This is a genomic window from Microbacterium sp. NPDC056052, assembly GCF_042266785.1.
In the GTDB taxonomy this organism is placed as follows: Bacteria; Actinomycetota; Actinomycetes; order Actinomycetales; family Microbacteriaceae; genus Microbacterium.
In genome coordinates, this window is the sequence record NZ_JBHJWV010000001.1 from 458,847 (window position 1) to 483,944 (window position 25,098).

28 protein-coding genes and 1 tRNA gene are annotated in these 25,098 nt (G+C 70.5%); 18 read left to right on the forward strand and 11 right to left on the reverse strand.

Features of this window, described 5'->3' with window-relative positions:
• The first annotated feature begins 11 nt into the window (after positions 1 to 11).
• Together ACFC1J_RS02225 and ACFC1J_RS02230 are read left to right on the forward strand one after the other, a co-directional pair.
• Positions 12 to 794, forward strand: a complete 783-nt coding sequence (locus tag ACFC1J_RS02225) for an ABC transporter ATP-binding protein (protein ID WP_375902074.1) — start codon at positions 12 to 14, stop codon at positions 792 to 794.
• 85 nt (positions 795 to 879) lie between these two features.
• Complete coding sequence (locus ACFC1J_RS02230; protein WP_045273153.1) at positions 880 to 1,137, forward strand: type B 50S ribosomal protein L31; 258 nt, start codon at positions 880 to 882, stop codon at positions 1,135 to 1,137.
• Positions 1,138 to 1,188: 51 nt separating this feature from the next.
• Here the strand turns inward: ACFC1J_RS02230 and ACFC1J_RS02235 are convergent, their stop codons facing one another.
• From ACFC1J_RS02235 to ACFC1J_RS02245, 3 genes are all read right to left on the reverse strand, one after another.
• Positions 1,189 to 1,410 carry a hypothetical protein gene (locus ACFC1J_RS02235; protein WP_375902076.1) on the reverse strand — a complete coding sequence of 74 codons (222 nt, stop codon included), beginning with the start codon at positions 1,408 to 1,410 and terminating at the stop codon, positions 1,189 to 1,191.
• Positions 1,411 to 1,484: 74 nt separating this feature from the next.
• On the reverse strand, positions 1,485 to 1,778 hold the full coding sequence (locus ACFC1J_RS02240) for a hypothetical protein (RefSeq protein ID WP_375902078.1): 294 nt from the start codon (positions 1,776 to 1,778) through the stop codon (positions 1,485 to 1,487).
• A 41-nt stretch (positions 1,779 to 1,819) separates the two neighbouring features.
• Complete coding sequence (locus tag ACFC1J_RS02245) at positions 1,820 to 2,566, reverse strand: 3'-5' exonuclease (RefSeq protein ID WP_375902080.1); 747 nt, start codon at positions 2,564 to 2,566, stop codon at positions 1,820 to 1,822.
• 90 nt (positions 2,567 to 2,656) lie between these two features.
• On the opposite strand from ACFC1J_RS02245, the gene ACFC1J_RS02250 reads away from it, so the two are divergent.
• The gene (locus ACFC1J_RS02250; protein WP_375902082.1) at positions 2,657 to 3,556 is read left to right on the forward strand and encodes an alpha/beta fold hydrolase; all 900 of its coding nucleotides are present in this window, start codon (positions 2,657 to 2,659) and stop codon (positions 3,554 to 3,556) included.
• Here ACFC1J_RS02250 and ACFC1J_RS02255 read toward each other — a convergent pair.
• Positions 3,516 to 4,001 (reverse strand): Lrp/AsnC family transcriptional regulator, encoded by a 486-nt coding sequence (locus tag ACFC1J_RS02255; protein ID WP_045273148.1) that lies wholly within the window; start codon positions 3,999 to 4,001, stop codon positions 3,516 to 3,518. The two genes, ACFC1J_RS02250 and ACFC1J_RS02255, sit on opposite strands and share 41 nt — an antisense overlap.
• Positions 4,002 to 4,159: 158 nt before the next feature.
• Here ACFC1J_RS02255 and ACFC1J_RS02260 point away from each other — a divergent pair, with 158 nt between their 5' ends.
• The 3 genes from ACFC1J_RS02260 to ACFC1J_RS02270 are packed head-to-tail and all read left to right on the forward strand — an operon-like array spanning position 4,160 to position 7,660.
• Entirely contained in the window at positions 4,160 to 5,269 is a 1,110-nt protein-coding gene (locus ACFC1J_RS02260; protein WP_375902084.1) for a thiamine pyrophosphate-dependent dehydrogenase E1 component subunit alpha, read from the forward strand.
• Between the two features lies 1 nt (position 5,270).
• The gene (locus ACFC1J_RS02265; protein ID WP_375902086.1) at positions 5,271 to 6,281 is read left to right on the forward strand and encodes an alpha-ketoacid dehydrogenase subunit beta; all 1,011 of its coding nucleotides are present in this window, start codon (positions 5,271 to 5,273) and stop codon (positions 6,279 to 6,281) included.
• A complete protein-coding gene (locus ACFC1J_RS02270) occupies positions 6,278 to 7,660 on the forward strand; it encodes a dihydrolipoamide acetyltransferase family protein (protein ID WP_375902088.1) in 1,383 nt (460 codons plus the stop codon). Before ACFC1J_RS02265 ends, ACFC1J_RS02270 begins: the two co-directional genes overlap by 4 nt.
• Before the next feature lie 34 nt (positions 7,661 to 7,694).
• On the opposite strand, the gene ACFC1J_RS02275 is transcribed toward ACFC1J_RS02270, so the two are convergent.
• The 3 genes from ACFC1J_RS02275 to ACFC1J_RS02285 form a co-directional block, all read right to left on the reverse strand.
• A complete protein-coding gene (locus ACFC1J_RS02275; RefSeq protein ID WP_375902717.1) occupies positions 7,695 to 8,978 on the reverse strand; it encodes a nitrate/nitrite transporter in 1,284 nt (427 codons plus the stop codon).
• A 111-nt stretch (positions 8,979 to 9,089) separates the two neighbouring features.
• Positions 9,090 to 9,674, reverse strand: coding sequence for a histidine phosphatase family protein (locus ACFC1J_RS02280; RefSeq protein WP_375902090.1), 585 nt, complete (start codon positions 9,672 to 9,674; stop codon positions 9,090 to 9,092).
• Positions 9,671 to 10,507: a Sir2 family NAD-dependent protein deacetylase gene (locus ACFC1J_RS02285; RefSeq protein WP_375902092.1), complete on the reverse strand. Its 837-nt coding sequence runs from the start codon at positions 10,505 to 10,507 to the stop codon at positions 9,671 to 9,673. The genes ACFC1J_RS02280 and ACFC1J_RS02285 overlap by 4 nt, the downstream gene beginning before the upstream one ends.
• 88 nt (positions 10,508 to 10,595) lie before the next feature.
• Here ACFC1J_RS02285 and ACFC1J_RS02290 point away from each other — a divergent pair, with 88 nt between their 5' ends.
• Positions 10,596 to 11,414: a TrmH family RNA methyltransferase gene (locus ACFC1J_RS02290; RefSeq protein WP_375902094.1), complete on the forward strand. Its 819-nt coding sequence runs from the start codon at positions 10,596 to 10,598 to the stop codon at positions 11,412 to 11,414.
• A 30-nt stretch (positions 11,415 to 11,444) separates the two neighbouring features.
• On the opposite strand, the gene ACFC1J_RS02295 is transcribed toward ACFC1J_RS02290, so the two are convergent.
• Positions 11,445 to 12,269, reverse strand: a complete 825-nt coding sequence (locus ACFC1J_RS02295; RefSeq protein WP_375902096.1) for an SGNH/GDSL hydrolase family protein — start codon at positions 12,267 to 12,269, stop codon at positions 11,445 to 11,447.
• A gap of 129 nt (positions 12,270 to 12,398) precedes the next feature.
• Here ACFC1J_RS02295 and ACFC1J_RS02300 point away from each other — a divergent pair, with 129 nt between their 5' ends.
• Together ACFC1J_RS02300 and ACFC1J_RS02305 are read left to right on the forward strand one after the other, a co-directional pair.
• Positions 12,399 to 14,141, forward strand: a complete 1,743-nt coding sequence (locus ACFC1J_RS02300; protein WP_375902098.1) for a DEAD/DEAH box helicase — start codon at positions 12,399 to 12,401, stop codon at positions 14,139 to 14,141.
• A gap of 147 nt (positions 14,142 to 14,288) precedes the next feature.
• Positions 14,289 to 15,398 (forward strand): VIT1/CCC1 family protein, encoded by a 1,110-nt coding sequence (locus ACFC1J_RS02305; protein WP_375902100.1) that lies wholly within the window; start codon positions 14,289 to 14,291, stop codon positions 15,396 to 15,398.
• Here ACFC1J_RS02305 and ACFC1J_RS02310 read toward each other — a convergent pair.
• The gene (locus tag ACFC1J_RS02310) at positions 15,385 to 15,648 is read right to left on the reverse strand and encodes a helix-turn-helix domain-containing protein (protein ID WP_375902102.1); all 264 of its coding nucleotides are present in this window, start codon (positions 15,646 to 15,648) and stop codon (positions 15,385 to 15,387) included. The two genes, ACFC1J_RS02305 and ACFC1J_RS02310, sit on opposite strands and share 14 nt — an antisense overlap.
• Before the next feature lie 63 nt (positions 15,649 to 15,711).
• On the opposite strand from ACFC1J_RS02310, the gene map reads away from it, so the two are divergent.
• A complete protein-coding gene (gene map, locus ACFC1J_RS02315) occupies positions 15,712 to 16,494 on the forward strand; it encodes a type I methionyl aminopeptidase (protein WP_375902104.1) in 783 nt (260 codons plus the stop codon).
• A gap of 175 nt (positions 16,495 to 16,669) precedes the next feature.
• Here the strand turns inward: map and ACFC1J_RS02320 are convergent.
• Positions 16,670 to 16,754 (reverse strand) — tRNA-Leu (locus ACFC1J_RS02320).
• A gap of 147 nt (positions 16,755 to 16,901) precedes the next feature.
• On the opposite strand from ACFC1J_RS02320, the gene ACFC1J_RS02325 reads away from it, so the two are divergent.
• Together ACFC1J_RS02325 and ACFC1J_RS02330 are read left to right on the forward strand one after the other, a co-directional pair.
• Positions 16,902 to 18,203, forward strand: a complete 1,302-nt coding sequence (locus tag ACFC1J_RS02325; protein WP_375902106.1) for a M20/M25/M40 family metallo-hydrolase — start codon at positions 16,902 to 16,904, stop codon at positions 18,201 to 18,203.
• A gap of 76 nt (positions 18,204 to 18,279) precedes the next feature.
• Complete coding sequence (locus ACFC1J_RS02330; protein ID WP_375902107.1) at positions 18,280 to 19,104, forward strand: undecaprenyl-diphosphate phosphatase; 825 nt, start codon at positions 18,280 to 18,282, stop codon at positions 19,102 to 19,104.
• 64 nt (positions 19,105 to 19,168) lie between these two features.
• Here ACFC1J_RS02330 and ACFC1J_RS02335 read toward each other — a convergent pair whose 3' ends face one another.
• Complete coding sequence (locus ACFC1J_RS02335; protein WP_375902109.1) at positions 19,169 to 20,020, reverse strand: PAC2 family protein; 852 nt, start codon at positions 20,018 to 20,020, stop codon at positions 19,169 to 19,171.
• A gap of 92 nt (positions 20,021 to 20,112) precedes the next feature.
• Between ACFC1J_RS02335 and ACFC1J_RS02340 the strand changes: the two genes are divergently transcribed.
• Genes ACFC1J_RS02340 through tatA form a run of 6 tightly spaced genes read left to right on the forward strand, consistent with a single transcriptional unit; the run spans position 20,113 to position 25,048 of the window.
• On the forward strand, positions 20,113 to 20,799 hold the full coding sequence (locus ACFC1J_RS02340) for an HAD family hydrolase (protein WP_375902111.1): 687 nt from the start codon (positions 20,113 to 20,115) through the stop codon (positions 20,797 to 20,799).
• Positions 20,796 to 21,827 carry a tRNA (adenine-N1)-methyltransferase gene (locus tag ACFC1J_RS02345; RefSeq protein ID WP_375902112.1) on the forward strand — a complete coding sequence of 344 codons (1,032 nt, stop codon included), beginning with the start codon at positions 20,796 to 20,798 and terminating at the stop codon, positions 21,825 to 21,827. The genes ACFC1J_RS02340 and ACFC1J_RS02345 overlap by 4 nt, the downstream gene beginning before the upstream one ends.
• A 10-nt stretch (positions 21,828 to 21,837) precedes the next feature.
• Entirely contained in the window at positions 21,838 to 22,746 is a 909-nt protein-coding gene (locus tag ACFC1J_RS02350) for an FKBP-type peptidyl-prolyl cis-trans isomerase (RefSeq protein WP_375902114.1), read from the forward strand.
• The gene (locus ACFC1J_RS02355; protein WP_375902115.1) at positions 22,747 to 23,733 is read left to right on the forward strand and encodes a helix-turn-helix transcriptional regulator; all 987 of its coding nucleotides are present in this window, start codon (positions 22,747 to 22,749) and stop codon (positions 23,731 to 23,733) included.
• Positions 23,730 to 24,719 carry a helix-turn-helix transcriptional regulator gene (locus tag ACFC1J_RS02360; protein ID WP_375902117.1) on the forward strand — a complete coding sequence of 330 codons (990 nt, stop codon included), beginning with the start codon at positions 23,730 to 23,732 and terminating at the stop codon, positions 24,717 to 24,719. Before ACFC1J_RS02355 ends, ACFC1J_RS02360 begins: the two co-directional genes overlap by 4 nt.
• Positions 24,720 to 24,757: 38 nt before the next feature.
• Complete coding sequence (gene tatA / locus ACFC1J_RS02365) at positions 24,758 to 25,048, forward strand: Sec-independent protein translocase subunit TatA (RefSeq protein ID WP_375902119.1); 291 nt, start codon at positions 24,758 to 24,760, stop codon at positions 25,046 to 25,048.
• Positions 25,049 to 25,098 lie beyond the last annotated feature (50 nt).

Below are 25,098 nucleotides of genomic sequence, written 5' to 3' on the forward strand. Positions count from 1 at the left end.
AGGCTGAAGGCATGTCTGCCGTCCTCGAATTCTCGGATGTCGTGGTGCGCCGCGATGGCCGCAACATCGTCGATCACCTCTCCTGGACCGTCGAGGACGACCAGCGCTGGGTCGTGCTCGGCCCCAACGGCGCGGGCAAGACAACGCTGCTGCAGCTCGCCGACACCCTGATGCACCCGACCCAGGGACGGGTCGACATCCTGGGGGAGACCCTCGGCCGCACCGACGTGTTCGAGATTCGCCCCCGGATCGGATTCGCCTCCTCGGCGATGGCGCGTCGGATCCCCGCCGATGAGACCGTGCTGAACACCGTCATGACCGCGGCGTACTCGGTCATGGGGCGCTGGAACGAGTCGTACGAGTCGATCGACGAGCGTCGCGCCATGCGGGTGCTCGAGCAGTGGCATCTGGAGCATCTCGCCGAGCGTCACTTCGGCACGCTCAGCGACGGCGAGCAGAAGCGCGTGCAGATCGCGCGGGCCGTGATGACCGATCCCGAGCTGCTGCTGCTGGACGAGCCGAGCGCGAGCCTCGACCTCGGCGCGCGCGAGGAGCTGCTGGCGCTGCTCGGCGGATTCGCGCAGTCGCCCACGACGCCGGCGATGGTCATGGTGACCCATCACGTCGAGGAGATCCCCGTCGGGTTCACGCACGTCCTGCTGCTGCGCGACGGTGCGATCGTCGCCGGGGGGCCGATCGAGCAGACGCTCACGGCCGAGGCGCTGAGCGACGCGTTCGGCATGCCGATCTCGCTGGACCGGGCCGACGGCCGCTACGCGGCGCGCGCTGCGTGATCTGTTAGAATCGATCCTCGGTGCATTCTGCGCCACAGACTTCCCTCGCCCCTGGCACAATCCAGGGCACCACCTAAGGAATCCCATGAAGACTGACATCCACCCCCAGTACCAGGCCGTCGTGTTCCGCGACCTCGGTTCGGGCGACACGTTCCTCACCCGTTCGACGGTCACGAGCGACAAGACGATCGAGCTGGACGGTGTGGAGTACCCCGTCATCGACGTCGAGATCTCCTCGGCCTCGCACCCGTTCTACACGGGCAAGCAGCGCATCATGGACTCGGCCGGCCGCGTCGAGAAGTTCAACCAGCGCTTCAAGAACTTCGGCGGTTCCTCCAAGTAATCGCCTTCGCGAAAGCCCCCGTCCTCGATCGAGGCGGGGGCTTTCTGCCGTCTAGGCGGAGAGGCGTCCCTCGGTCTCGGACGGCGATGACCGGATCGTCTCGAGGGCGAATCGGATGCCGTCGATCTTGCCCTCGGCATGGCGGATCACCCGCCGGAAGCGGTTCTTGCGCTTCGGCTCGTGAGCGAAGGTCACCTGCAGGAAGTCGATGACGGTCTGCATCCTCTCGATCTCGCGTTCGAGGACGTCGATGCGCTCCGTGTCGGTCGTCATGGCGATCGGGTCTCCCTCCATCGGGTAACCGTCCAGTTTACCGCGCGCCCGACTGACGGTGCAGAGCCTGCCGCTCAGAGGTCGATCCGGATCCTGTCCCCGTCGATTCCCCAGGGCGGGTCGCCGGGCGATGGCGCAGGAGCGGTGCGCCGGGTCTGGCGGTCGCGTTCGGCCTCGGCCTCCAGCGAGGAGGGGGCGAACACGCTGTCGAACGCGCCGCCGATTCCACCGCCGCGTCCGGCGTAGCGCTTCTCGAGCGGCCGGCGATGAGAGAGCGTCCAGAAGGCATAGCCCAGGACATAGAGCCCGAGCGCGACCGGCAGGGCGATCGTGCCCCAGCCCAGCACGGCGTTCAGGGTCTCTCTCATCCCTGCAGGCTACGCCGTCCGGTCCGTATCCTGATCCGTCGTCAGAAGGATCCGAGAGGGGCGTTCTGCCGGGCGGGATCGCCGTCGCGGACCGGCCAGCGGCCGTCCACGCGCTCGGTCGGATCGATCCGACCGATGCGCACGAAGTAGTCGGTGAGGCTCGCGGCCTGCGCCCGAGCCCAGCCGATCTGGCGGGTGTGCAGCTCTCCGGCGCTCGCGGGTAGCGGGAAGCGCTGGGCGAGGGCCTGAGCGACCCGGCCCGCCGCGACGGCGTCGGCCGAGGCGTCGTGCGCGCCGGTCAGATCGACTCCGTAGTGCGCGGCCACGATCTCCAGCGTCCTCTTGCCGGGGCGGTACCGGTCGTAGGTCTTGTCGATGATCAGCGGATCGATGACCGGTGAGGGGTTCTCCAGGGGCGCGATCCTGTGCCGTCGTGCCTCGTGCGCGAGCAGGGAGAAGTCGAACGCCGCGTTGTACGCCACGACCGGCACACCCTGGTCGAGGAGGGAGCGGAGTGCCGCCACGACGCCCGCGATGACCTGAGCGGCAGGGGTGCCGTCACGATACGCGCGTTCGGAGGTGATGCCATGGATCGCGGTGGCTCCCGCGGGGATGGGGATTCCAGGATCGGCCAGCCACGTGCGTGCCGCGATCTCGGCGCCGTGATGGTCCAGCACTCCGACGTGCGCGGTCACGATGCGGTCTCGCGTGACGTCGATCCCGGTGGTCTCGAGGTCGAAGACGCCGACGCGGGTCAACCACGGCGGCAACGGCGTCGAATCGGTCATGACGCCACCGTAGGGCGAGGCCCCGACATCCTCGTTCCGGCACGCGGCAGTGCGCTCAGGCCGCGTCGGTCGCGCCCGTAGACTCGAAGCATGCCCGCTCCCTCGCCCTACGCCGCACGTCTGGATCGCATCCCGGTGCGACGGCAGGAGGCGGAGATCCTCGGCGGCCGCACGGCGTACTGGGTCTACGGCCCCGAGGACGCGGAGCTCACCGTGCTCGCGGTGCACGGCTTCCGGGGCGAGCACCACGGGCTCGAGCCCGTGGTCGCGCATCTGCCGGGGGTGCGCGTGATCATGCCCGACCTCCCGGGGTTCGGTGAGACGCCACCACTTCCGGGGCGTGTCCACGACATCGAGGCCTACGCGCGGTGGCTCGCGGAGTTCGCCGCGGAGGTCGCCCCGGGGGCGGTCGTCCTAGGGCACTCGTTCGGTTCGATCGTGGTGTCGGCCGCGGTGGCCGGCGGGCTGGAGACATCACGGATGATCCTCGTCAACCCGATCGGCGCGCCGGCGCTGGAGGGCCCCAAGGCCGTGATGACCCGCCTCGCGATGCTCTACTACGCGCTCGGCGCGCGGCTTCCCGAAGCCCTCGGCACGGAGCTCCTGCGGAACAGGGTCATCGTGCGCGCGATGAGCATCGCGATGGCGAAGACGCGGGATCCGGAACTGCGCCGGTTCGTGCACGATCAGCACGACACCTACTTCTCACGGTTCTCCGACCGCGACGTGCTCAGCCAGGCGTTCCGCACGAGCGTCTCGCACGACGTCCGCGAGTTCGCCCCGCGCATCGCGGTTCCGACCCTTTTGGTGGCCGCGCAGCGCGACGACATCACCCCGATCGAGGCGGAACGGGCGCTCGCGCCGCTGTTCCCCGACGCCGAGCTCGTCGAGATCGCGCACGTCGGCCACCTGATCCATTACGAGACCCCGGCCGAGGCGGCGGGGGCGATCAGGCGGTTCCTCCGGCCTCTCGTCGTGCCAGCCCCATAAGGCCCCCGACGCGGAACGGGATGACCTCGCCCATCGCGAGCGAGGTCTCGGTCCGCTCGACGCCGTCGATCGAGAGAATACGGGCGTCGGTGTCGAAGAGGTGGCGCGCATCACGGCAGGCGACGAGCGCGAGCAGATCGATCGACCCGCTCAGGCCGTGCGCCTGTACGACTTCCGGCACTCGCGCGAGCTCCGCGATGATCCGGGGCAGCTCGGTCTGACGGACGCCGATGCTCACGAACGCCTGCAGCGGATAGCCGAGCACGGCGGGGGAGAAGGCGCGTTCATAGGGCAGGAACACGCCGGTCTGGTCCAGCCGGGCCAGGCGCGCCTGAATCGTGTTGCGGGAGAGCCGGAGCTTCTCGGCCATCGCGACCACCGTCGTGCGCGGGTCGGCGGAGAGCATCTCGAGGATGTCGAGATCGGTGCGATCAAGGGTTGCCATGTTGCCAAAGGCTAGCAGCCCACAGAGGGGCGTTAGTTGGCAACATGCTCAGGCTCCCGCTGAATGCTTGAGCGACGTGTGAAGCGGTCGTACGCTCAAGGCAAGCGAAGACGCACCGGATCCTCCCCACGAGGGCGGATCCACTGAGGAGGACGAAGATGTCAACCCACCTTGATCCGATCACCGTCACCGGCATCGGGCTCGACGAGCCCGCCGGCCTCATCGACGCCCACGGCCGGCGCCGCAACGACACGCGTCTCGCCCCCTACATCGCCGACGTCACGTCCGACCAGCTGCTCTCGCTGCTGCGCGACATGGTGGTCCTGCGCCGGCTCGACAACGAGGGCGTCGCGCTGCAGCGCCAGGGCCAGCTCGGCCTCTGGGCCCCGTGCCAGGGGCAGGAGGCAGCCCAGATCGGCTCCGGCCGTGCGCTGAGGAGCGATGACGTGGTCTTCCCGAGCTACCGCGAGACCGGTGTGATGCTGACGCGCGGCGCGCAGCCCGGCGACTACGTCCGGATGTGGCGCGGCGAGGAGGGGGCGGCCTATGACCCCGCCGTGATGCACATGGCGCCGCTGCAGATCATCATCGGCGCGCAGACGCTGCACGCGGTCGGCTACGCGCTCGGCATCCTGCACGACGGCTCCGACCAGGTCGCGGTCACCTACTTCGGTGACGGGGCCACGAGCCAGGGCGACGTGAACGAGGCCATGATCTTCGCCTCCTCGTACCGCGCCCCGGTCGTCTTCATCTGCCAGAACAACCACTGGGCGATCTCCGAGCCCGTGGCCGTGCAGTCCCAGCACCCGATCGCGGGGCGCGCCCCCGGCTTCGGGATCCCCAGCATGCGCGTGGACGGCAACGACGTGCTCGCGGTGTTCGCGGCGACGCGCTGGGCGCTCGAGCAGGCGCGTGGGGGATCTCCCGCCTTCCTCGAGCTGGTCACGTACCGGATGGGCCCGCACACCACCGCCGACGACCCCACGCGCTACCGGGATCCTGCCGAGCTGGAGTACTGGCGCGGCAAGGATCCGCTCGCGCGGGTCGAGGCTCTGCTGCGTGCCGAGGGCGTGCTCACGGACGAGATCGCTGCCGGCTTCGCCGCGGAGGCGGATGAGGCCGCCATGCAGATGCGCGCGGCCTGCCTCAGCCTCACGACGCGCGGACCGCTCGCGGTGTTCGACGGGGTGTACGCCGAGCCGCACACCGGCATCGAGGAGGAGCGCGCCGACTACGCCCGCTACCTCGCGACCCTCGCGGAGGCGTGACATGGCCCAGATGACGATGGGTAAGGCGCTCGGCGCCGCGCTCACGCAGTCCCTGGCGGACGACCCGAAGGTCGTCCTGCTCGGCGAGGACATCGGCAAGCTCGGCGGCGTGTTCCGCATCACCGACGGGCTCCTGGACGAGTTCGGCGCGGAGCGGGTCATCGACACCCCGCTCGCGGAGTCGGGGATCGTCGGCACGGCGGTGGGCCTCGCCATGCGCGGCTACCGGCCGGTGGTCGAGATCCAGTTCGACGGATTCGTGTACCCCGCGTTCGACCAGATCGTCTCCCAGGTCGCGAAGCTGCACTACCGCACGCAGGGCACCGTCCCCATGCCGATCACGATCCGGATCCCCTGGGGCGGCGGCATCGGTGCGGCCGAGCACCACTCCGAATCGCCCGAGGCGTACTTCGTGCACACCGCGGGGCTTCGCGTGATCGCGGTGTCGAACCCGCAGGACGCGTACACGTGCCTGCGCCAGGCCATCGCGAGCGATGACCCCGTGATCTTCTTCGAGCCCAAGCGGCTGTACCACGCCAAGGGCGAGGTCGATCTGGAGACCCCGCTCGCGGACGCGCCGCCGATGGGCCTCGCCCGTGTGGTGCGCGAGGGCACGGACGCCACGATCGTGACGTACGGCGCCATGGTGCGCACCGCGCTCGAGGCCGCCGAGGCCGCGGAGGCGGAGGGCAGGTCGCTCGAGGTGATCGATCTGCGCTCGCTGTCGCCCGTCGACTACGGGACCGTCTGCGCCTCGGTGCGCCGGACCGGACGGGTGGTCGTCGCGCACGAGGCGGCGCGCGAGGCCGGGGTCGCGGCCGAGGTCATCGCGAGCATCACGGAGAAGTGCTTCACCTGGCTCGAGGCGGCGCCCCTGCGCGTCACGGGCCACGACATCCCGTATCCGCCGGCGAAGCTGGAGAAGTTCCACCTGCCGGACCTGGATCGGATCCTCGACGCGGTCGACCGCGTCTGCGATGACGAGCAGCTGCTGGAGGGGGTCGACCGATGAAGCAGGAGTTCCTCCTCCCCGACCTCGGGGAGGGCCTCACCGAGGCGGAGATCGTGCAGTGGCTGGTCGCCGAGGGCGACACCGTCACCCTCAACCAGACGCTCGCCGAGGTGGAGACCGCCAAGGCGATCGTCGAGCTGCCCTCGCCGCATGCGGGCGTGATCACCTCGCTGCACGCCGCCGCCGGCGACGTCGTCCTCGTCGGGGCGCCGCTCGTGGGCTTCGAGATCGAGGGGCAGGACGCACCGGCGCCCGAAGCCCCCGTGGCGGTCGAAGAGGGGTCCGGACCGAACCTCGTCGGCTACGGCGCGGCGCCGTCGAGCGGACGGCCGCAGCGTCGTGCACGCCGCGCCACCGCGGGATCCGTCGCGGCGACGAGCACGGTCGCGGCGGACGTCGATGTGCGCGTCGCCGCGCCCCATGACGACATCGCCGTAGTGCCCGCTCCGCCTGTGCGCGGAGAACGCCCTCGCTCCACGCCGCCCGTTCGCGCCTACGCGAAGGGCCTGGGCGTGGACCTGGTGCTCGTCGCAGCCGAGCTCGGCGACCGGGTGATCACCCGCGCCGACGTCGACGCCTACCGGGAACGCCTCGTTCACCGCGGTGAGGGCCTGACCGCCGGGAGCGCCGCAACGCCGGCTGCGGCCCCCGCACCTGCGCGCGCGGCGGCGGGGGAGCGGGCGACCACCCGAATCCCCGTCCGCGGGGTGCGCAAGCACACGGCCGAGGCGATGGTGCAGAGCGCATTCACCGCACCGCACGTGACCACGTTCTACACGGTGGACGTGACCGCGACGAGCGAGCTCATCGCCTCGCTGCGCGCGACCGCCAAGCCGGAGACCCCGCGCATCGGCGTGCTGACGGTGGTCGCGAAGGCGGTGTGCCTGGCGCTCGCCTCGTTCCCCGGGCTGAACTCCCGGTGGGACGGCGATGCCGGCGAGATCGTGCAGCAGCACTTCGTCGATCTCGGCATCGCCGCGGCCACGGAGCGCGGACTGATCGTGCCGATCATCCGCGACGCCGAGCGGATGCCGCTCGGCGAACTCGCTGCCGCCGTCGCCGAGCTCACGCGCACGGCGCGAAGCGGCAAGACCCCGCCCTCGGACCTGACCGGCGGCACGTTCTCGCTCACGAACATCGGCGTGTTCGGCATCGACGCGGGCACTCCGATCCTGCCTCCCGGGCAGACCGGGATCCTCGCCCTCGGCGCCGTGCGCCGTCTGCCCTGGGAGTACAGGGGCGAGATCGCGCTGCGCGACATCATGACGCTCAGCCTGTCGTTCGACCACCGGATCGTGGACGGCGCAGAAGGGGCGCAGTTCCTGAAGGCCGTGGCCGACGTCCTGCAGGAGCCCGGCCGCGCGATGCTGCTGGGCTGACCCGTACTGATCGCGCCGTCTGCGGACGGCGCGATCAGTGGTTCCCGGGGCGCCGCTCCAGGCCCAGCACCCGTCGGGTCAGACGCCGCTCGCGCACGATGAACGCCGTGCCGATCACCCACAGCGGCACCTGCGTGACGAACGCCCAGCGGAACGCGTCGAGCGTGTAGGTGACCGGCGTGCCGGCGCCCTGCAGATCGAGCGCGAGGCCGATCAGGAAGATCGCGATCAGCGCGGCCAGGAATCCGCCGCCGTTGACAACGCCGGTCGCCGTGCTGAGCCGGTGCTGCGGGTTGTGCGTGCGGGCGTGGTCGAAGGCGACCATCGAGGCGGGACCGCCCGTGGCGAGCGCGATCGCGAGCAGGATCAGCAGCCAGAGCGGCGCCTGACCGGGCCAGAGGATGACGGCGAGCCAGACGATCAGCTGCAGGAGGATCGTGGGCAGGACGAGCATGAGCGAGCGGCTGGTCGGATGACGGGCGGAGAGCGTTCCCAGCACCGGACCGAACAGGATCCCGAACAGCACGTACACCGTGGTCACGAGCGACGCCGCGCCGACCGAGAGACCCTCTCCGTTCGTGAGGAACGGAATGCCCCAGAGCATCATGAAGGCCGTGCCGGCGAACGGCGTGGTGAAGTGCGTCCAGAAGCCGAGGCGCGTGCCGGGATGGGCGAGCGCCTCGCGCAGGGTGACGCGCAGATCGGCCTGGGAGGTGACGACCCGGATCGCCCCGGTGTCGGTGTTCACCGAGACGTCCTCGGTGAGCTCGGGCGGGCGGTTGCGGATCAGCGCGAAGACGAGCACCGTGAACAGCACGCCCAGCCCGGCGAGGCTTCCGAACGTGACGGACCACGACGTCGAGTGCAGCAGCACCGGGAGGGGGAGGAGCGCGACCAGCTGCCCGAGCTGGCCGACGATGCCGGTCAGCTGAGCCATCAGGGGCCCGCGCTGCGCGGGGAACCAGATCGCGACGAGGCGCAGCACGCCGGGGAAGATCGCCGCGTCACCGGCGCCGAGGATCATGCGGGCGACGATCGCGACGCCCACGTTCGGCGCGAAGGCCATGACGAGCTGGCCGACGGCCATCAGGAGCATCCCCGCGACCATGATCGGCCGGGATCCGTAACGGTCCAGCAGAAGGCCCACGGGGATCTGCATCAGCCCGTACACGGCGAGCTGCAGCACCGCGAAGAGGGACAGCGTCGACGCGTCGGCCTGGAAGAGGTGCGCGGCGTCCACACCGACCGCCGACAAAGACGTCCGGTTCGTGATCGACAGCACGTAGGCGGACACGCCCACGATCCAGATCAGCCACATCCGCCAGGTCGGTGCAGGGGCGGAATTCACGGCTCTCCTCGGGATCGGCGGCGTCTTCGATCCTACGCCCGGCCGCATCACGGGCCCGGGTGCCGCACCGGCGCGCGGGTCTCAGACGGCGGATGCGTCGAGGAGGCGCAGGCCTCCGCGGTCCATCGCGAAGCGGTGCAGGGACCCGTTCCCGAGTCGCTCTCCCGGCGCCGGCAGCGTGCCGCCCGACGCGTGCTCGAGCAGTGCGCGGATGACGCCGCCGTGGGTGCAGACCAGAACCGACTCCACCCGGGGCGCGGAACGGCGCCGGGCCGCGAGGTCGATCCGCGCGAGCGAGGCGAGGGCGCGGTCGGTCAGCTGCTGCACGGTCTCGGCGCCGGGCACGTCGTCGCTGCGCGCTCCGAACCGATCCCGGTACTCGTCCCAGAGCAGTCCCTCCGCCTCACCGAACTCGTGCTCGCGCATCCCGACGGTGACCAGCGGCGCGGGCAGTCCCCGTTCGTGGGCGATGATCTCCGCGGTCTCCCTCGCGCGGCCGAGCGGGCTCGCGTAGACGTGGTCGAAGGCGACGCCCGCGAGCTGCGCCGCGGCACGGCGCGCCTGTGCGCGGCCGGTGTCGTTGAGCGGGATGTCGGTGGAGCCCTGGATGCGGCCCTCCAGGTTCCAGTCGGTCTGACCGTGGCGGATGAGGGTGATGAGAGTCACGTGAGCAGCTCCAGAAGGGCGGGGAGGACGAGGCTGGTGGAGGCGGCGATCGTCGCGGAGGCCCAGGCGTCGGCGCGCGTGGGCTCCAGATTGACGATGACGATGGGGAGGCTGCGGCGGCGCGCGCGTTCGATGATCCGGATGCCGGAGTTCACGACGAGGGAGGATCCCGCGACGATCAGCGCGTCTCCCGAGCGCAGCAGCGCCTCCGCCGTGGCGAAGCGCTCGGCGGGGATGAACTCGCCGAAGAACACGACATCGGGCTTGAGAGGCCCCGCGCACACCGTACAGACCGGCAGGACGAAGCCTTCGGTGGTCTCCGGGCGCACGTCGCCGTCCGGCCCGAGCAGGACCTCGTCCGGAACGTCGAGCCAGGCGTTGCGCTCCTCGATCTGCGCGGCGACGGCATCGCGGGAGAAGCTCTGCCCGCAGCGCAGGCACAGCACGGCGCGCATGGTGCCGTGCAGCTCGACCACGCGGGCAGATCCTGCGGCGAGGTGCAGGCCGTCGACGTTCTGCGTGATCGTGCCGACTGCGCGTCCGGCCCGCTCGAGTTCCGCGATGGCCCGGTGGCCGGCATTCGCCGCCGCGGTGCCGAACGACCGCCAGCCGAGGTGACTGCCCAGCCAGTACCGGCGCTGCGCGTCCTCCGAGCCGAGGAAGGTCTGCACCGTCATCGGTGTGCGACGTGGCGTCGATCCGGCCCCGCGATAGGCGGGGATCCCCGAGTCCGTGGAGAGCCCGGCGCCGGTCAGGAAGGCGATGCGGCGGTCGGAGAGAAGCTCCGCGACGGGTTCGAGCTGGGCATGCAACGACAGGGTGCTGGTGTTCATCCGACCTCCCTGATCGAGTCTACGGGCGCGATCCTGCAGGATCTCCGGGCGGGCGACGCGCGGCCTGGCGACCTGCCAGAGTGGATCCGTGCACGAGATCCGCATCGACGACCCCGCTGATCCTCGGCTCGACGACTACCGCGGGCTGACGGACACCGCATTGCGCGTGCGCAGCGACGTCGACGGCGGGCTCTACATCGCCGAGTCGCTCAAGGTCATAGAGAGAGCCGTCCTGGCCGGACACCGCCCGCGCTCCGTACTGACGCAGGAGCGCTGGCTGGACGGCCTGCGCACCCTGTTCGGCGACGCCGATGTCGAGGTCTACGTGTGCCCCGACGCGGTGGTCGAGGCCGCCGCGGGATTCCCCGTGCACCGCGGCGCCTTGGCCGCCATGCACCGCCCTGCGCTCCCGCCGCTCGCGGACGTCATCCGAGGATCCCGCACGATCCTCGTGCTGGAGGATCTCGTGGAGCATCAGAACGTCGGATCCGCCTTCCGCGCGGCGGCCGCTCTCGGCGCCGATGCGGTGCTCGTCTCGGCGCGCTGCGCGGATCCGCTGTACCGCCGCAGTGTCAAGGTCAGCACCGGCACCGTGTTCCAGGTGCCGTGGACGCGCTTCGACGGCTGGGACGAGCTGGCGCCGGCCCTCCGCACCGAGGGGATCGCTCTCGCCGCTCTCGCGCTGGACGACGACGCCGAGACGCTCGAGTCCTATGCCGCGCGCCGGCCTGAGCGGATCGCGCTCGCGTTCGGATCAGAAGGTCCCGGTCTGACGGCCCAGGCGCTGGCGGCCGCCGACGCCGTGGTGACGATCCCGATGGCAGGGGGCGTGGATTCGCTCAACGTCGCGTCGACCGCCGCCGTCGCGCTCTGGGCGCTGCAGCATCCGCCGGCGAGTCGTCCCTGACGGCGAAGTGCGGAACGCGCGGAAGCGGTTCTACTCGTCGTGCGGCAGCACCACGGGCAGAGGTTCGGGGCGCTTGGCCTCGATGGTGTCGCCCGAGGACTGGTGGCGCAGGCGTCGCAGCACCCACGGCACCAGGTGCGTGCGCGCCCAGACCAGGTCCTCGGTGCGCGCCTCGCGCCAGGTGCGCACCGGGAACGGGTCGGCGACCATCTCCCGCAGGTCGTTCGGCACGTTCAGGGCGCGCAGCACCATGCGTGCCACCTCGTGGTGGCCGAGCGGGTTCATGTGCAGCCGGTCGTCGGCGAAGAAGCGCGGATCCTGGATGGTCTTCAGACCCCACTGATCCGCCACGATGCAGTCGTGCCGTTCGGCGATCGCCCGCACGTTCTCGTTGTAGATCGCGACCTTGCCGCGGAACGGGCGGAACACCGGGGTGAAGTTGGTGTCGATGCCGGTGATCAGCACGATCGCGGCGCCGGTGCGCGACAGGCGCGTGACCATGTCGTCGAGCAGCACGGCGATCTCGTCCGGATCCGTGCCGGGGCGGATGACGTCGTTGCCGCCGGCGCACAGCGTGATCAGGTCGGGGTTGAGCGTGATGGCCGGGGCGACCTGCTCGTCGCTGATCTGCCCGATGAGCTTGCCCCGCACCGCGAGGTTGGCATAGGCGAAGTCCTCGCTCTGGGCGCCGAGCACCTCCGCCACCCGATCCGCCCAGCCGCGGTGGCCGCCTGGTGCGCTCGGTTCGGGGTCGCCGATGCCCTCCGTGAAGGAGTCGCCGATCGCGACGTAGCGATGCCACGGGTGCGGCGTCTCGTTGGGGACGTACGGGGTGCGCGGTTCGTGACCGGACATGATCCTCTCCTCCTCGCGGGCGCCTGTTCGGCGGGGCACAGCATTCGAGACTACTCGCGCGGGCCGGGACGAGGGGCGCGGTTCTGCGGTGGTCCGGAATGTCGGCCGCCTCGTCTATCGTGGAATCCCATGCTCTCCCCGTCCTTCCCTCAGCGCGCCCCCTGGGGTACCGCCGACAGGCTGAGAGCGTGGCAGCGCGAAGCGCTGGAGGAGTACTTCCGGATCCCCGACCGTAGGGACTTCCTGGTCGCGGCGACGCCGGGCGCCGGCAAGACGACGTTCGCGCTCACGCTCGCGGTCGAACTGCTGCACACGAACGAGATCGACCGCGTCATCGTGGTCGCCCCGACCGAGCACCTCAAGTCCCAGTGGGCCGATGCCGCGGCGCGCGTGCACATCCGGCTGGATCCGCGCTTCCGTAACAGCCACTGGGCGCCGTCGCGGCAGTACCACGGCGTCGCCGTGACGTACGCGCAGGTCGCCGCGAAGTCCTCGGTGCACAAGCACCTCACCGAGGGCGGGCGCACGCTCGTGATCCTCGACGAGGTGCACCATGGCGGCGACGCGCTGAGCTGGGGCGATGCGATCCGCGATGCCTACGGGTCGGCCAAGCGCAGGCTGCTGCTCAGCGGCACCCCGTTCCGCAGCGACACCGCGCCGATCCCGTTCGTCGAGTACCTGCCCGACGAATCCGGTGCGCGGATCTCCCGCAGCGACTACGCGTACGGCTACGGGCGGGCGCTGCAGGACGGCGTCGTCCGGCCAGTGCTCTTCCACATGTACGCGGGCAAGATGCGCTGGCGCACGAGCGCGGGCGACGAGCTCGAGGCGCATCTCGGTCAGGACAACACGAAGGACGTCACCTCCCAGGCCTGGCGCACTGCGCTGGATCCGGAGGGGGAGTGGATGCCCGCCGTGCTGTCCGCGGCCGACCGCCGGCTCACCGAGATCCGCCAGCACGTGCCGGACGCGGGCGGGCTCGTGCTCGCGACCGATCAGACCGTGGCCCGCGCGTATGCGAAGATCTTGCACTCGCTGACCGGGCAGCGCGCCACCGTCGTGCTGTCCGACGATGCGGCGGCGTCGGAGCGCATCGAGAAGTTCAGCGCCTCGAACGACCGCTGGATGGTCGCGGTGCGGATGGTGTCCGAGGGTGTGGACGTGCCGCGTCTGGCCGTCGGCGTGTACGCCACGTCGTCGTCGACCCCGCTGTTCTTCGCTCAGGCCATCGGCCGTTTCGTGCGCGCGCGTCGTCGCGGCGAAGCGGCGAGCGTGTTCCTGCCGAACGTCCCGGTGCTGATGAAGCTCGCGAACGAGCTCGAGAAGCAGCGGGACCACGCGCTGGACCGGCAGTCCAAGGACGATGACGGTCTCGAGGATTCGCTGCTGGAGAGCGCGAACCGCGAGGACGAGGCGTCCGACGCGCTCACTCAGGAGTTCAGCTACCAGGCGATCTCCTCGCTCGCGCACTTCGATCGCGTGGTGTTCGACGGACAGGAGTTCGGCCAGCTGGCGGAGCCCGGCACGCCGGAGGAGGAGGAGTTCATCGGCATACCGGGACTCCTCGAGCCCGAGCACGTGCACGAGCTGCTCATGCAGCGGCAGTCCCGGCAGTCCCGGCTGCGGGAGGCGCGCGAGGCCGCCGCTCCGGCGCAGACGACCACGCTGCCCGAGCCGCTGCACCGCACCCTGCGCGAACAGCGACAGCTGCTCAACAGCCTCGTCGGCGTCTACGCCCGCCAGACCGGAGAGCCGCACGGTGCGGTGCACGCGGAGCTGCGCAGGCTCTGCGGCGGTCCGGCCGTCGCGCAAGCCACCGTGACCCAGCTGCAGTCGCGGATCGACCTGCTCCGGCGGCGCGTGCGGGCCTGAGCGCCCTTGCCCCGCCGATGCCGCGGGGGACGCGCCCGGCAGCGCCCGGTTCGGATCCCCGAAATGCTGTCAATCCCCGTTCTGGCGCGGATTCCGGCGCTTCGCATGGATAGCGTGGAGCGGTTGCCTCGATCCATGAAGGACGTCATGAACACGCCTGACACCGCCCATTCCGAACCCACCGCGGCCGACCGGCGCCGCTGGGCGCGCTACCTCGTGGAGGAGCGCGCCGAGGCCCATGTCTACCAGCAGCTCGCCCAGCGCCGGGAGGGGGAGGAGCGCGAGATCCTGCGCGAGCTCGCCGCCGCCGAGGGGCGTCATGAGGCGCACTGGCTCGCACTCCTCGGCGGAGAGCCCGCCCGGCTTCCGCGACCGGGCCTGCGCACGCGGACCCTGGGGTGGATGGCCGGACGCTTCGGATCCATCTTCGTGCTCGCGCTGGCCCAGAGCGCGGAAGCGCGGTCCCCGTACGACTCCGAGGTGTATGCCACGCCGGCCATGCGCGCCGACGAGAAGGTGCACTTCGAGGTCGTTCGCGGCCTTGCCGCCCGTGGTCGGCGCCAGCTGTCCGGCTCCTTCCGAGCGGCGGTGTTCGGCGCGAACGACGGCCTTGTGAGCAACCTGGCCCTCGTGCTGGGCATCGGGGCGACGGGTGCGAGCAGCAGCCTCGTCCTGTTCAGCGGCTTCGCCGGCCTGCTCGCCGGTGCCCTCTCGATGGGCGCGGGCGAGTTCGTGTCCGTCCGCTCCCAGCGCGAGCTGCTGAAGGCGACCGAGGAGAACGGGCACGGCGACGCCACGGCGGGCGACCTGGACCTGGACGAGAACGAACTCGCGCTCGTCTACCGCGCCAGAGGCATGGATGCAGATGAGTCTCTGCAGCGGGCCCGCCGCGTCGTGAGCGCTGCGAAGGCGGGTCTGGCGCAGCGTGCTACCGGGCCGTTGCGCGTGCCCGCCGACAGCGGCGATGAGCACGAGATCGTCGGGAACGCGTGGCCCGCGGCCATCTCGAGCTTCCTGCTGTTCGCATCGGGCGCGATCGTGCCCGTGCTGCCCTGGATCTTCGGCCTGCAGGGCACGCCCGCGGTGCTCGTGGCTCTCGCGCTCGTCGGCGTCGCGCTGCTCGGCACCGGAGCGACGGTCGGCGTGCTCTCGGGCGGTCCGCCGCTGCGCCGCGGCCTGCGCCAGCTCGCGATCGGCTTCGGCGCCGCTGCGGTCACCTATCTGCTGGGTCTGCTGTTCGGCGTCACCGCGGGCTGACTCCCTGAGCGTGAGCGATCTCGGACCAGAGCAGATCCAGGGAGAGCCCGAGGGCATCGGCGATGGCCGCGATCGTGGGGAAGGCAGGCGTCGCCACACGTCCGGATTCGATCTTTCGCAGTGTCTCCTGTGACACTCCCGCTTCGAGTGCGACGTCGAGCAGGGAGCGGGAACCGCGTGCACGACGCAACAGGGCGCCGAGCCGCTCACCGCGTTCGATGTCCTCAGGGGTGAGCGGCAGTCTGACCATGACTCCCACACTATCCGGGTATAGTTTTACCGGGATAGTTATTGGATTCTTGGAAGGTGCCGCATGATCGAGATCCTGACCTCCGCCGAACTCGACCGCGCGCGGATCACCGGCCGTCTCGTCGGCGACATCCTCCACGCTCTCAAAGCGCGGTGCCGCATCGGAACGAATCTGCTCGACATCGATCGATGGGCGCAGCAGATGATCATCGAGGCCGGAGCGGTGTCCTGCTATGTCGACTACGCGCCCTCGTTCGGGAGTGGTCCCTTCGGTCACTACATCTGCACCGCCGTCAACGACGCCGTTCTGCACGGCATGCCGCATGACTACCGGCTCGCGGACGGCGACCTCCTCACGCTGGACCTCGCCGTCATCAAGGATGGCATCGCCGCTGACGCGGCGATCAGCTTCATCGTCGGCACCCCGCGCGCGGCCGAGGACATTCGGATGATCGCGACGACCGAGCAGGCACTGGCGGCCGCGATCGGCATCGCGGGCCCCGGCGTGCGCCTCGGCGATCTGTCCTCCGTCATCGGCGACGTGCTCTCCGGGGCGGGCTATCGCGTCAACATGGAGTTCGGCGGCCACGGCATCGGATCGACGATGCATCAGGATCCGCATGTCGCGAACGACGGTCGGCCCGGTCGCGGCTACAGGCTCCGCGCTGGTCTGCTGCTGGCGCTCGAGCCATGGGTGATGGCGGACACCGACCGTCTCGTGACCGACCCTGCGGATGGCTGGACTCTGCGCAGTGCGACCGGGTGTCGCGCTGCGCACGCCGAGCACACCATCGCGATCACCGATGCCGGTGCCGGTGCCGAGATCCTGACTCTTCCGGGGACATAGCAGGGGGCGGCGGGCTCGGTTCCTCCCGATGCGCTCGCCCGGTCGTGGCCCGTCGTCACTCCGCGGCGCCCTCGAACAAGAGGAGGGGGTTATAGGCCAGAGCAGGGGGCGTCATCCGGTGGGCAGGTATGAGAAAGGCCCCGGATCCTTTCGGACCGGGGCCTTTCTCATACCGTGCGCGAGGGGGGACTTGAACCCCCACGCCCTATTCGGGCACTAGCACCTCAAGCTAGCGCGTCTACCTATTCCGCCACCCGCGCTGGTGTTTTCGGCTGTTCCCAACCGAAGAATGACACTATCACGTTCCGCGGAGGCCCTCGAACCGCGGTGCACGTCGGGCGCGTCGCGGATGTCAGCCGGAGGAGCCGCGCTCTGGATCGGCCTCGGCCGTTCGGTAGCCTGGACGCATGCCCCAGCCGGATGCCGAACTTCCCGAGGTCGCGCGGATCGCCGCCGAGCTCATCCGATTCGACACCTCCAACTTCGGCGGTGGTGACGCGAAGGGCGAACGCGAGGCCGCGGAGTATGTCGGCGCGTACCTGGAGGCGCTCGGCCTTCAGCCGGAATACTACGAACCGATCCCGCGGCGCACGAATGTCATGGCGCGCGTGGCCGGCAGGAACAGCGACAAACCGGCGCTCGTCGTGCACGGCCATCTCGATGTCGTGCCCGCGATGGCGGACGACTGGCGCGTGGACCCGTTCGCGGGCGTCGTGCAGGACGGCATGCTCTGGGGCCGCGGCGCGGTCGACATGAAGAACATGAACGCCATGATCCTCACCTCGGTGGCGGAGATCCTGCGCGCGGGGGAGCGGCCAGAACGCGACCTGATCCTGGCGTTCTTCGCCGATGAGGAGAACGGCGGCGTCGAGGGCTCGGCTCTGGTCGTGCAGAACCGCCCCGAGTGGTTCGCCGGCGCGACCGAGGCGATCAGCGAGGTCGGCGGCTACTCGATCCCGGTCGGAGACCAGCGTGCCTACCTCCTCCAGGTGGGGGAGAAGGCGCTGATGTGGATTCGCCTCATCGCGAAGGGGAGGGCCGGCCACGGCAGCCGCTTCCACCCCGAGAACGCCGTCACGAGGCTCGCCGAGGCCGTGACCGCGATCGGTCGCACATCGTGGCCGATCCAGCTGACCGACACCACCCGCGAGTTCCTCGACCGGATGAGCGCTCTGACGGGACTTCCGGTGGACGACCCCGACGCCCTCGCCGCGACCGCCGGCCCCGCGGAGGCGTTCCTGCGCTCCACGCTGCGCACGACGACCAATCCGACCGTGCTGCAGGCCGGATACAAGCACAATGTGATCCCGGAGCGCGCCGAGGCGCTCATCGACGTGCGCGTGATCCCGGGCCAGGAGGACGACGTGCTCGCGCAGCTGCGCGCACTCGTCGGCGACGACATCGAGATCGAGATGGTCGTCCAGGACATCGGCATGGAGACGCCGTTCGCGGGCCCCCTCGTCGATGCCATGGTCGCGGCGCTCGAACGGCACGATCCGGGCGTCCCGGTCATCCCGTACCTGCTCGGCGCAGGCACCGACAACAAAGCGCTCGCGTACCTCGGCATCACCGGGTACGGCTTCGCACCGCTGAAGCTTCCCGCCGATCTCGACTTCACCGGGATGTTCCACGGCGTGGACGAGCGGGTGCCGATCGAGTCCCTGGTGTTCGGGCAGCGCGTGCTCACCGACCTGCTGCGGAACTACTGAGCGTCCGCGCCGGATCACCTGACCGCCCACCGACCGACCGAACCGCGCGAGCCTGCGCACGACGCGAAAGCGATCCATGCACCTTCTCGAAGCCATCTTCCTGGGAATCGTCCAGGGACTCACCGAGTTCCTGCCCATCTCCTCCAGCGCGCACCTCCGGATCGTCGGCGCCTTCCTGCCGAGCGCTCAGGACCCGGGCGCCGCGTTCACCGCGATCACCCAGATCGGCACCGAGGCCGCCGTGGTGGTGTTCTTCTGGCGCGACATCGTGCGGATCATCGGGAGCTGGTGGGCGGCCCTGATCGGCCGGATCCCGCGCAACGACCCCGACGCCCGGATGGGGTGGCTGATCATCATCGGCAGCATTCCGATCGTGGTGCTGGGCCTCGTCTTCAAGGACCAGATCGAGACCGTCTTCCGTTCACTCTGGCTCGTCGCGATCATGCTGATCGTGTTCGGTGTGCTGCTGGGCATCGCGGACGCGATCGGGGCTCGGCATCGCAAGCTCAAGGACCTCACCCTCGGCCACGGCATCGTGTACGGCCTCGCCCAGTCCCTCGCGCTGATCCCGGGCGTCTCCCGCTCTGGCGGCACCATCACGGCCGGCCTGCTGCTCGGGTACGAGCGCGAAGCGGCCGCCCGCTATGCCTTCCTGCTCGCGATCCCTGCGGTCTTCGGATCCGGCGTCTATCAAGCGGTCAAGAGCATCGGCGAGCCGAGCGTCTTCTCCGCGGGGGAGACCCTCGCAGCCACGGGCATCGCCTTCGTCGTGGGGCTCGGCGTGATCGCGTTCTTCATGCGCTGGATCTCGCAGCGCAGCTTCCTGCCGTTCGTGGTCTACCGGATCCTGCTCGGCATCGCGCTGATCGTCATGCTCGCGCTGGGCGTGATCAAGCCCTGAGGACGCATCGGACGGCGACGCCGATCGACTCCCGGGCCCTTAGACAGGCTCAGGAACCTGCGGCTCAGCGCTTGTGCTCGCCCGGGCCCTCGCCGTTGCGGCGGAAGAACCGCTCGAAGGCCTGAGCGATGGCCTCACCCGAAGCGTCGGGCGAATCCCAGGTGTCGCGCTTCGTCTCGAGCTGCGCGATGTAGGCGGCCATCTCCTCGTCCTCCGCGGCGGCCGCGTCGATCGTGGCCTCCCACATGGCGGCCTCGGTGGCGAGCTGCCCGCGCGGGACGTCGACACCGGTCACCTCGTGTAGCCGGTCGAGCAGCGCGAGCGTCGCCTTGGGCGAGGATCCGCCGGTCTGCACGTAGTGCGGCACGTTGGCCCAGAGCGAGAGCGCGGGGATCCCCGCCTGCTCCGCCGCGTGCTCGAGCGCCGAGAGGATTCCGATCGGCCCTTCGTAGGTCGAGCGCTCGATCCCGAGCGCCTCACGGACCTCCGCGTTCTCGCTCGACGCGAAGATCGAGATCGGCCTGGTGTGCGGCACGTCCGAGAGCATCGCGCCGAGAGTGACGAATCCCGTGATGTCCTCGCTCAGGGCGGCGTCGATGAACTCGGCGCTGAACGCCTGCCAGGCGCGCGCGGGCTCAGTGCCGGTGAGCAGCCACAGCCGCGGCTCTGCGCCGTCGGAGGCGGCGGTCGGGCGCAGCATCCGCGCCGAGGGCCAGCGCAGGCTGCGGTTGCCCTCGTCGTCGCGCTCGAGGGTCGGCCTGGCCCACTGGTAGTCGAAGTACAGCTCCGGATCCGCGGCGTGCACGACGTCGAAGCTGCCGTCGTCGATCTGCTCCGCAGCGGCGGACGCGGCCTCACCGGCGTCGTTCCACCCGTCGAAGGCGGCGACGATGATCCGGGTTCCGAGTACCTGCACAGTGTTCCTTCCTGCGGCGACCTGCGCCGTGTGTTCCGTCCAGGCTAGTCCCCGCCACCGGCGGGGGCGCGGGCCGCCGGTACGATGGGGGAGTGAATCAGCACCCTCGCGCGGTCCTCTGGGACATGGACGGAACCCTTGTCGACACCGAACCGTACTGGATGGACGCCGAGACCGATCTCGTCGAGTCGTTCGGTGGCGCGTGGACGCATGAGCAGGCGCTGCAGCTGGTCGGCAGCGGCCTGATCGACAGCGCCGTCATCCTGCAGGGCGCCGGAGTGAAGATGGGCGCCCAGGAGATCGTCGACGAGCTCACCGAGCGCGTGCGGGTGCGTCTGCAGCAGGACGGGGTGCCGTTCCGGCCGGGTGCGCGCGAGCTGCTCCGCGAACTGCGCGAGACGGGCATCCGCACCGCGCTGGTCACCATGTCGCTGCGGCGCATGGCCGAGGACATCGCCTCGCTGGTCGGCTTCGACGCGTTCGACGTGATCGTCGGCGGCGACGACGTCGAGCGGCCCAAGCCTTTCCCCGACCCGTATCTGCAGGCGGCTGACGCCCTCGGCGTGGACATCGCCGACACGGTGGCCCTCGAGGACTCGCCCACGGGACTGCAGGCCGCCGTGTCCGCCCGTGCGGTCGCGATCGGGGTGCCGCACATCGTCGCTCTCGAAGGCCTCGACGCGGATGTCCTCTGGGACTCGCTCGCCGGACGGGGGGTCGACGACCTCTCCGCCGAGTTCACCCGCGTCCGCGCCGCCAGGGCGGAGGCCGCGCTGTGAGCGCCCAGCGACCCAGCGGTCCGTTCCGCGAGGGCGACCGTGTGCAGCTGACCGGTCCGAAGGGCCGGATGCACACCGTCACGCTGCGCGAGGACGGCGAGCTCCACACGCATCATGGCGTGCTGCGCCATCGCGATCTGATCGGCCTTCCGGACGGATCCGTGGTCGCGAACAGCTCCGGGAACGAGTACCTGGCACTGCGCCCGCTGCTGCGCGACTTCGTGATGTCGATGCCCCGCGGTGCGGCGATCGTCTACCCGAAGGATGCGGCGCAGATCCTCACCCAGGCCGACATCTTCCCCGGGGCGACGGTCGTCGAGGCCGGCGTCGGATCCGGCGCGCTGTCGCTGTCGCTGCTGCGGGCGATCGGACCCGCCGGGCGCCTGGTCTCGTTCGAGCGCCGGGACGACTTCGCCGAGGTCGCGAGCGCCAACGTGGAGACGTTCCTCGGAGAGCTGCCCGAGACATGGAAGATCGTGGTGGGCGATCTCCAGGAGCAGCTCTCCACCGAGTTCGCCGCCGGCGCCGTCGACCGCGTGGTGCTGGACATGCTCGCGCCCTGGGAGTGCATCGACGCCGTGGCAGAGGCCCTCGCGCCCGGCGGCGTGGTGCTCTGCTACATCGCGACCGCCACCCAGCTGTCCCGCGTCGCGGAGTACCTGCGCGCCACGGGCCTTTTCACCGAGCCGGAGGCGTCCGAGACGATGGTCCGCGGCTGGCACGTCGAGGGCCTGGCCGTGCGTCCGGATCACCGCATGGTCGCGCATACGGGCTTCCTCGTCACGGCGCGCCGGCTCGCGCCGGGCGCCATCCCGCCCGATGTGAAGCGCCGCGCCGCCAAGAAGCCGAGCTACGGCGACGAGGACGTGGAGCTGTGGACCCCCGGCGCGGTGGGCGATCGCGAGATCACCGACAAGAACCTGCGCAAGCGCGTCCGCGAGGCGCAGCGGGCAGCGGGCGGCGCGCGGCTGGCCGCTGCGGGCGACGCGGACGAGGATGGGGCGAGGACCGCGGATCCGTCCGCATAGACTGGAGCGCGTGCGTAAGACTGCCGCTGCTCTGATCACCCTCGGCCTCGCCGCCCTCGCGCTGGCCGGCTGCTCCGCTGGTCCGTCCTTCGCGGGACAGGCCTGCTCCGAGATGCCGACCTCCTCCGCGCTCACGAACTCCGTGACGGTGAAGGGCGACTTCGGCAAGGAGCCGTCGGTCACCCTGTCATTGCCCACGAAGGTGCAGAAGGCGAGCGTCGACGACCTCATCCACGGCACAGGCGCCGCGATCACCGCGAAGAACCAGCCCTTCGTCGCCGACATCGCGCTCTACGACGCGCAGACGGGGCAGCGGATCGGCGCGACCGGCTTCGACGGCACGACCGCGGTGGCCGATGTGAACACCCTGGCCGCGCAGGCCAAGGTGCTCGGAGACGCGCTGGAGTGCGCGACGGCCGGTTCCCGCCTGCTCATCGGCTTCCCCGCGGGTACGGCCGCGAAGGGCGACGCGGTCGGCGTCGTCGACGTGCGCACGGTGTTCCTTCCGCACGCCGAGGGATCCCTGGAGTACAACGACGCGCTCGGCCTTCCGACCGTGGTGCGCGCTCCTGACGGCCGCCCCGGCATCATCATCCCCGACGCCAAGAAGCCCACCAAGCAGGTCGTGCAGACGCTCGTCCACGGCGACGGCGCCAAGGTCAAGAAGACCGACGGCGTCCGCGTGCAGTTCACGAGCGTGGACTGGGACACCCGCAAGGTCGTCAACAGCACGTGGGACTCGCAGTCCGCCGTGATCTCCGGCGCGGCCGGCATCGAGGGCCAGACCGTCGGATCCCAGGTCCTCCTGGTCGTGCCCCCGGCCGCCGCCGGCCAGAGCACCGGTTCGGACGGCAACGGCACCCAGGCGATCGTCGTCGACATCCTCGGGATCGACAACTCCTCCGCGACGGGGCAGTAGATGGCGGAACGGATCCCCGCGGAGGAGCGCCTGACGAACCTCGTCGTGGCGCTCATGGCCACGGAGATCGGCCTCACCAAGCAGCAGATCCTCGCCTCCGTCTCCGGCTACCGCCAGCGCGCGGAGGGCCGCGCGGACGCGCTCGACAAGATGTTCGAGCGCGACAAGGACGAGCTGCGGGCGCTCGGCATCCCGATCGAGACACTGGGCGACCACGCCGACCCGAATGACCTTCGCGAGGCCCGTTACCGTATTCCGAAGGCGGAATACGACCTGCCGGTCGACATCGAGTTCACGCCGGCGGAGCTCGCGGTCCTGCGTCTCGCCGGAAGCGTCTGGAGCGAGGAATCGCTGTCCGCCGACGCCCAGGCCGGCGTGCGCAAGATCCGCGCTCTGGGCATCGACGTGGACGAGCCGATCATCGGCTTCGCGCCGCGGATCACGGCCCGTGACGCCGCGTTCGCCCCGCTGCAGGGTGCGATCGAGCGCAGCGTCGTCGTGGTGTTCGACTACCTGAAGCCGGGGGAGCAGGCGCCTCGCCGCCGGCGCGTGCAGCCGCTCGCGCTCGTCGAGTACGAGGCGCGGTGGCACGTGTTCGGGCGCGACGTGGACGCCGAGGGCGACCGCATGTTCCTGCTCACGCGCATCGTCGGCGACGTGAAGGTCACGAACGACGCCTTTCCCGCTGAACTGCGCGAAGGCGCGGGGGAGCGGGCGCTCGCGAGCCTGGAGGCCGTCGCCGCCGCGCACTCCGCGCTGCTCGAGATCACGCCGGGCACCGAGGCGGCGCTGCGCCTGGGCCGGCGCGCGGAGCCGGCGCTGCAGGGCATCCGCGTGCCGTACGTGGATCTGCACATCCTCGCGGACGAGCTGGCCTCGTACGGGCCTGAGGTGCGCGTCGTGGAACCCGCTGTGCTGCGGGACGCCGTGATCGTGCGCCTGCGCGCCGCGGTCGCCGCGCACACCGATGCGAAGGGCGGCGCATGATGGCGCAGCGCAGACCTCTGCTGAGCTCGGACCGCGTCCGCGCGTACCTCACGCTCGTGCCGTACCTGCTCGAGCGCGGCGAGGTGTCGCTGGCCGAGGCCGCGGCGGAATTCGACATGACCGAGGCCCAGATGCGGGCCATGGTCGAGAAGCTCACCGTGATCGGGCTGCCCGGCGACGAGGGCTACTGGCAGGCGCCGCAGGAGCTGTTCGACATCAACTGGGACCTGCTCGACGAGCAGGGCATCATCGAGATCACCAACGATGTGGGACTGCGACGCGTGCCCAAGTTCACGGCGCGCGAGGCGGCGGCACTGGTCGCCGGCCTGCAGCTGGCTTCGGCCGTGCCGGGCGTCGCCGACTCGGGGGTGGTGCAGGGGCTCATCGCGAAGCTGTCCCGCGGTGCCGCCGGACTGCCCGCAGACGTCATCGTCGCGCCGGGTCCCGTCGACGAGGTCCGCACGGTCGTCGCGACCGCTCTGCAGGAGCACGTCGCGGTGTCGTTCACCTATCGTGCGCCCGATGCGGCGCCCACGACGCGCACCGTCGACCCGGTGACGGTGCTGATCACGAACGGGCAGTGGTATCTGCAGGGCTGGTGCCACCTGCGCCGTGCGATGCGCACCTTCCATCTCGACCGCGTCAGCGAACCGCGCCTCACCGGGATCCCGATCACGCACGGCGACGAGCCCGTCCCGGAGCTCTTCGCCGGGAACGAGGAGCGCGATGAGGCGGTGATCCGTTTCCCGGAGCGCCTCGCCCCGCTGTTGCGCGACTATCTGCGCCGCGCCGAGGCCGACGTGGAGAACGGTTCCATGACCGCTACGCTGCATGTGGGGGATCCGCTCAGCCTGAAGCGGCTGGCCGCTCGCTTCGGCGGTGCGGTGGAGATCCTCGAGCCCGCATCGGCCCGATCCGCCGCTCGCGAATGGGCGATCGCGGCACTCGCGCTGTACTCCGAACAAACCACCCCGCAGTCACGGTAGACTGTGGCCCAACACCCGATCCATCAAGGGAGATCATCATGTTCGCCGGACTCAACGGATGGCATCTGGTCATCATCCTCGCCGTCATCCTGCTGTTGTTCGGCGCGGCCAAGCTTCCCGCGCTCGCGAAGAGCATGGGGCAGTCGGCCCGCGTCTTCAAGGGTGAGATGAAGGCCATGAAGGACGACGACGCCGCAACCTCGGCGACGGATGCCGCCACGACCGCATCGACGCAGGCGCCTGCCACGACCGCTCTGCCGACCGCCGCGCCGAACGTCGCCGACACCACCGCTGTCAACCCGCCGCACGACGCCGGTACCCAGCGCTGACGGGCGTGACCGACGCGTCACCGGCGACGAAGGGGCGGAAGCCGCGTCGC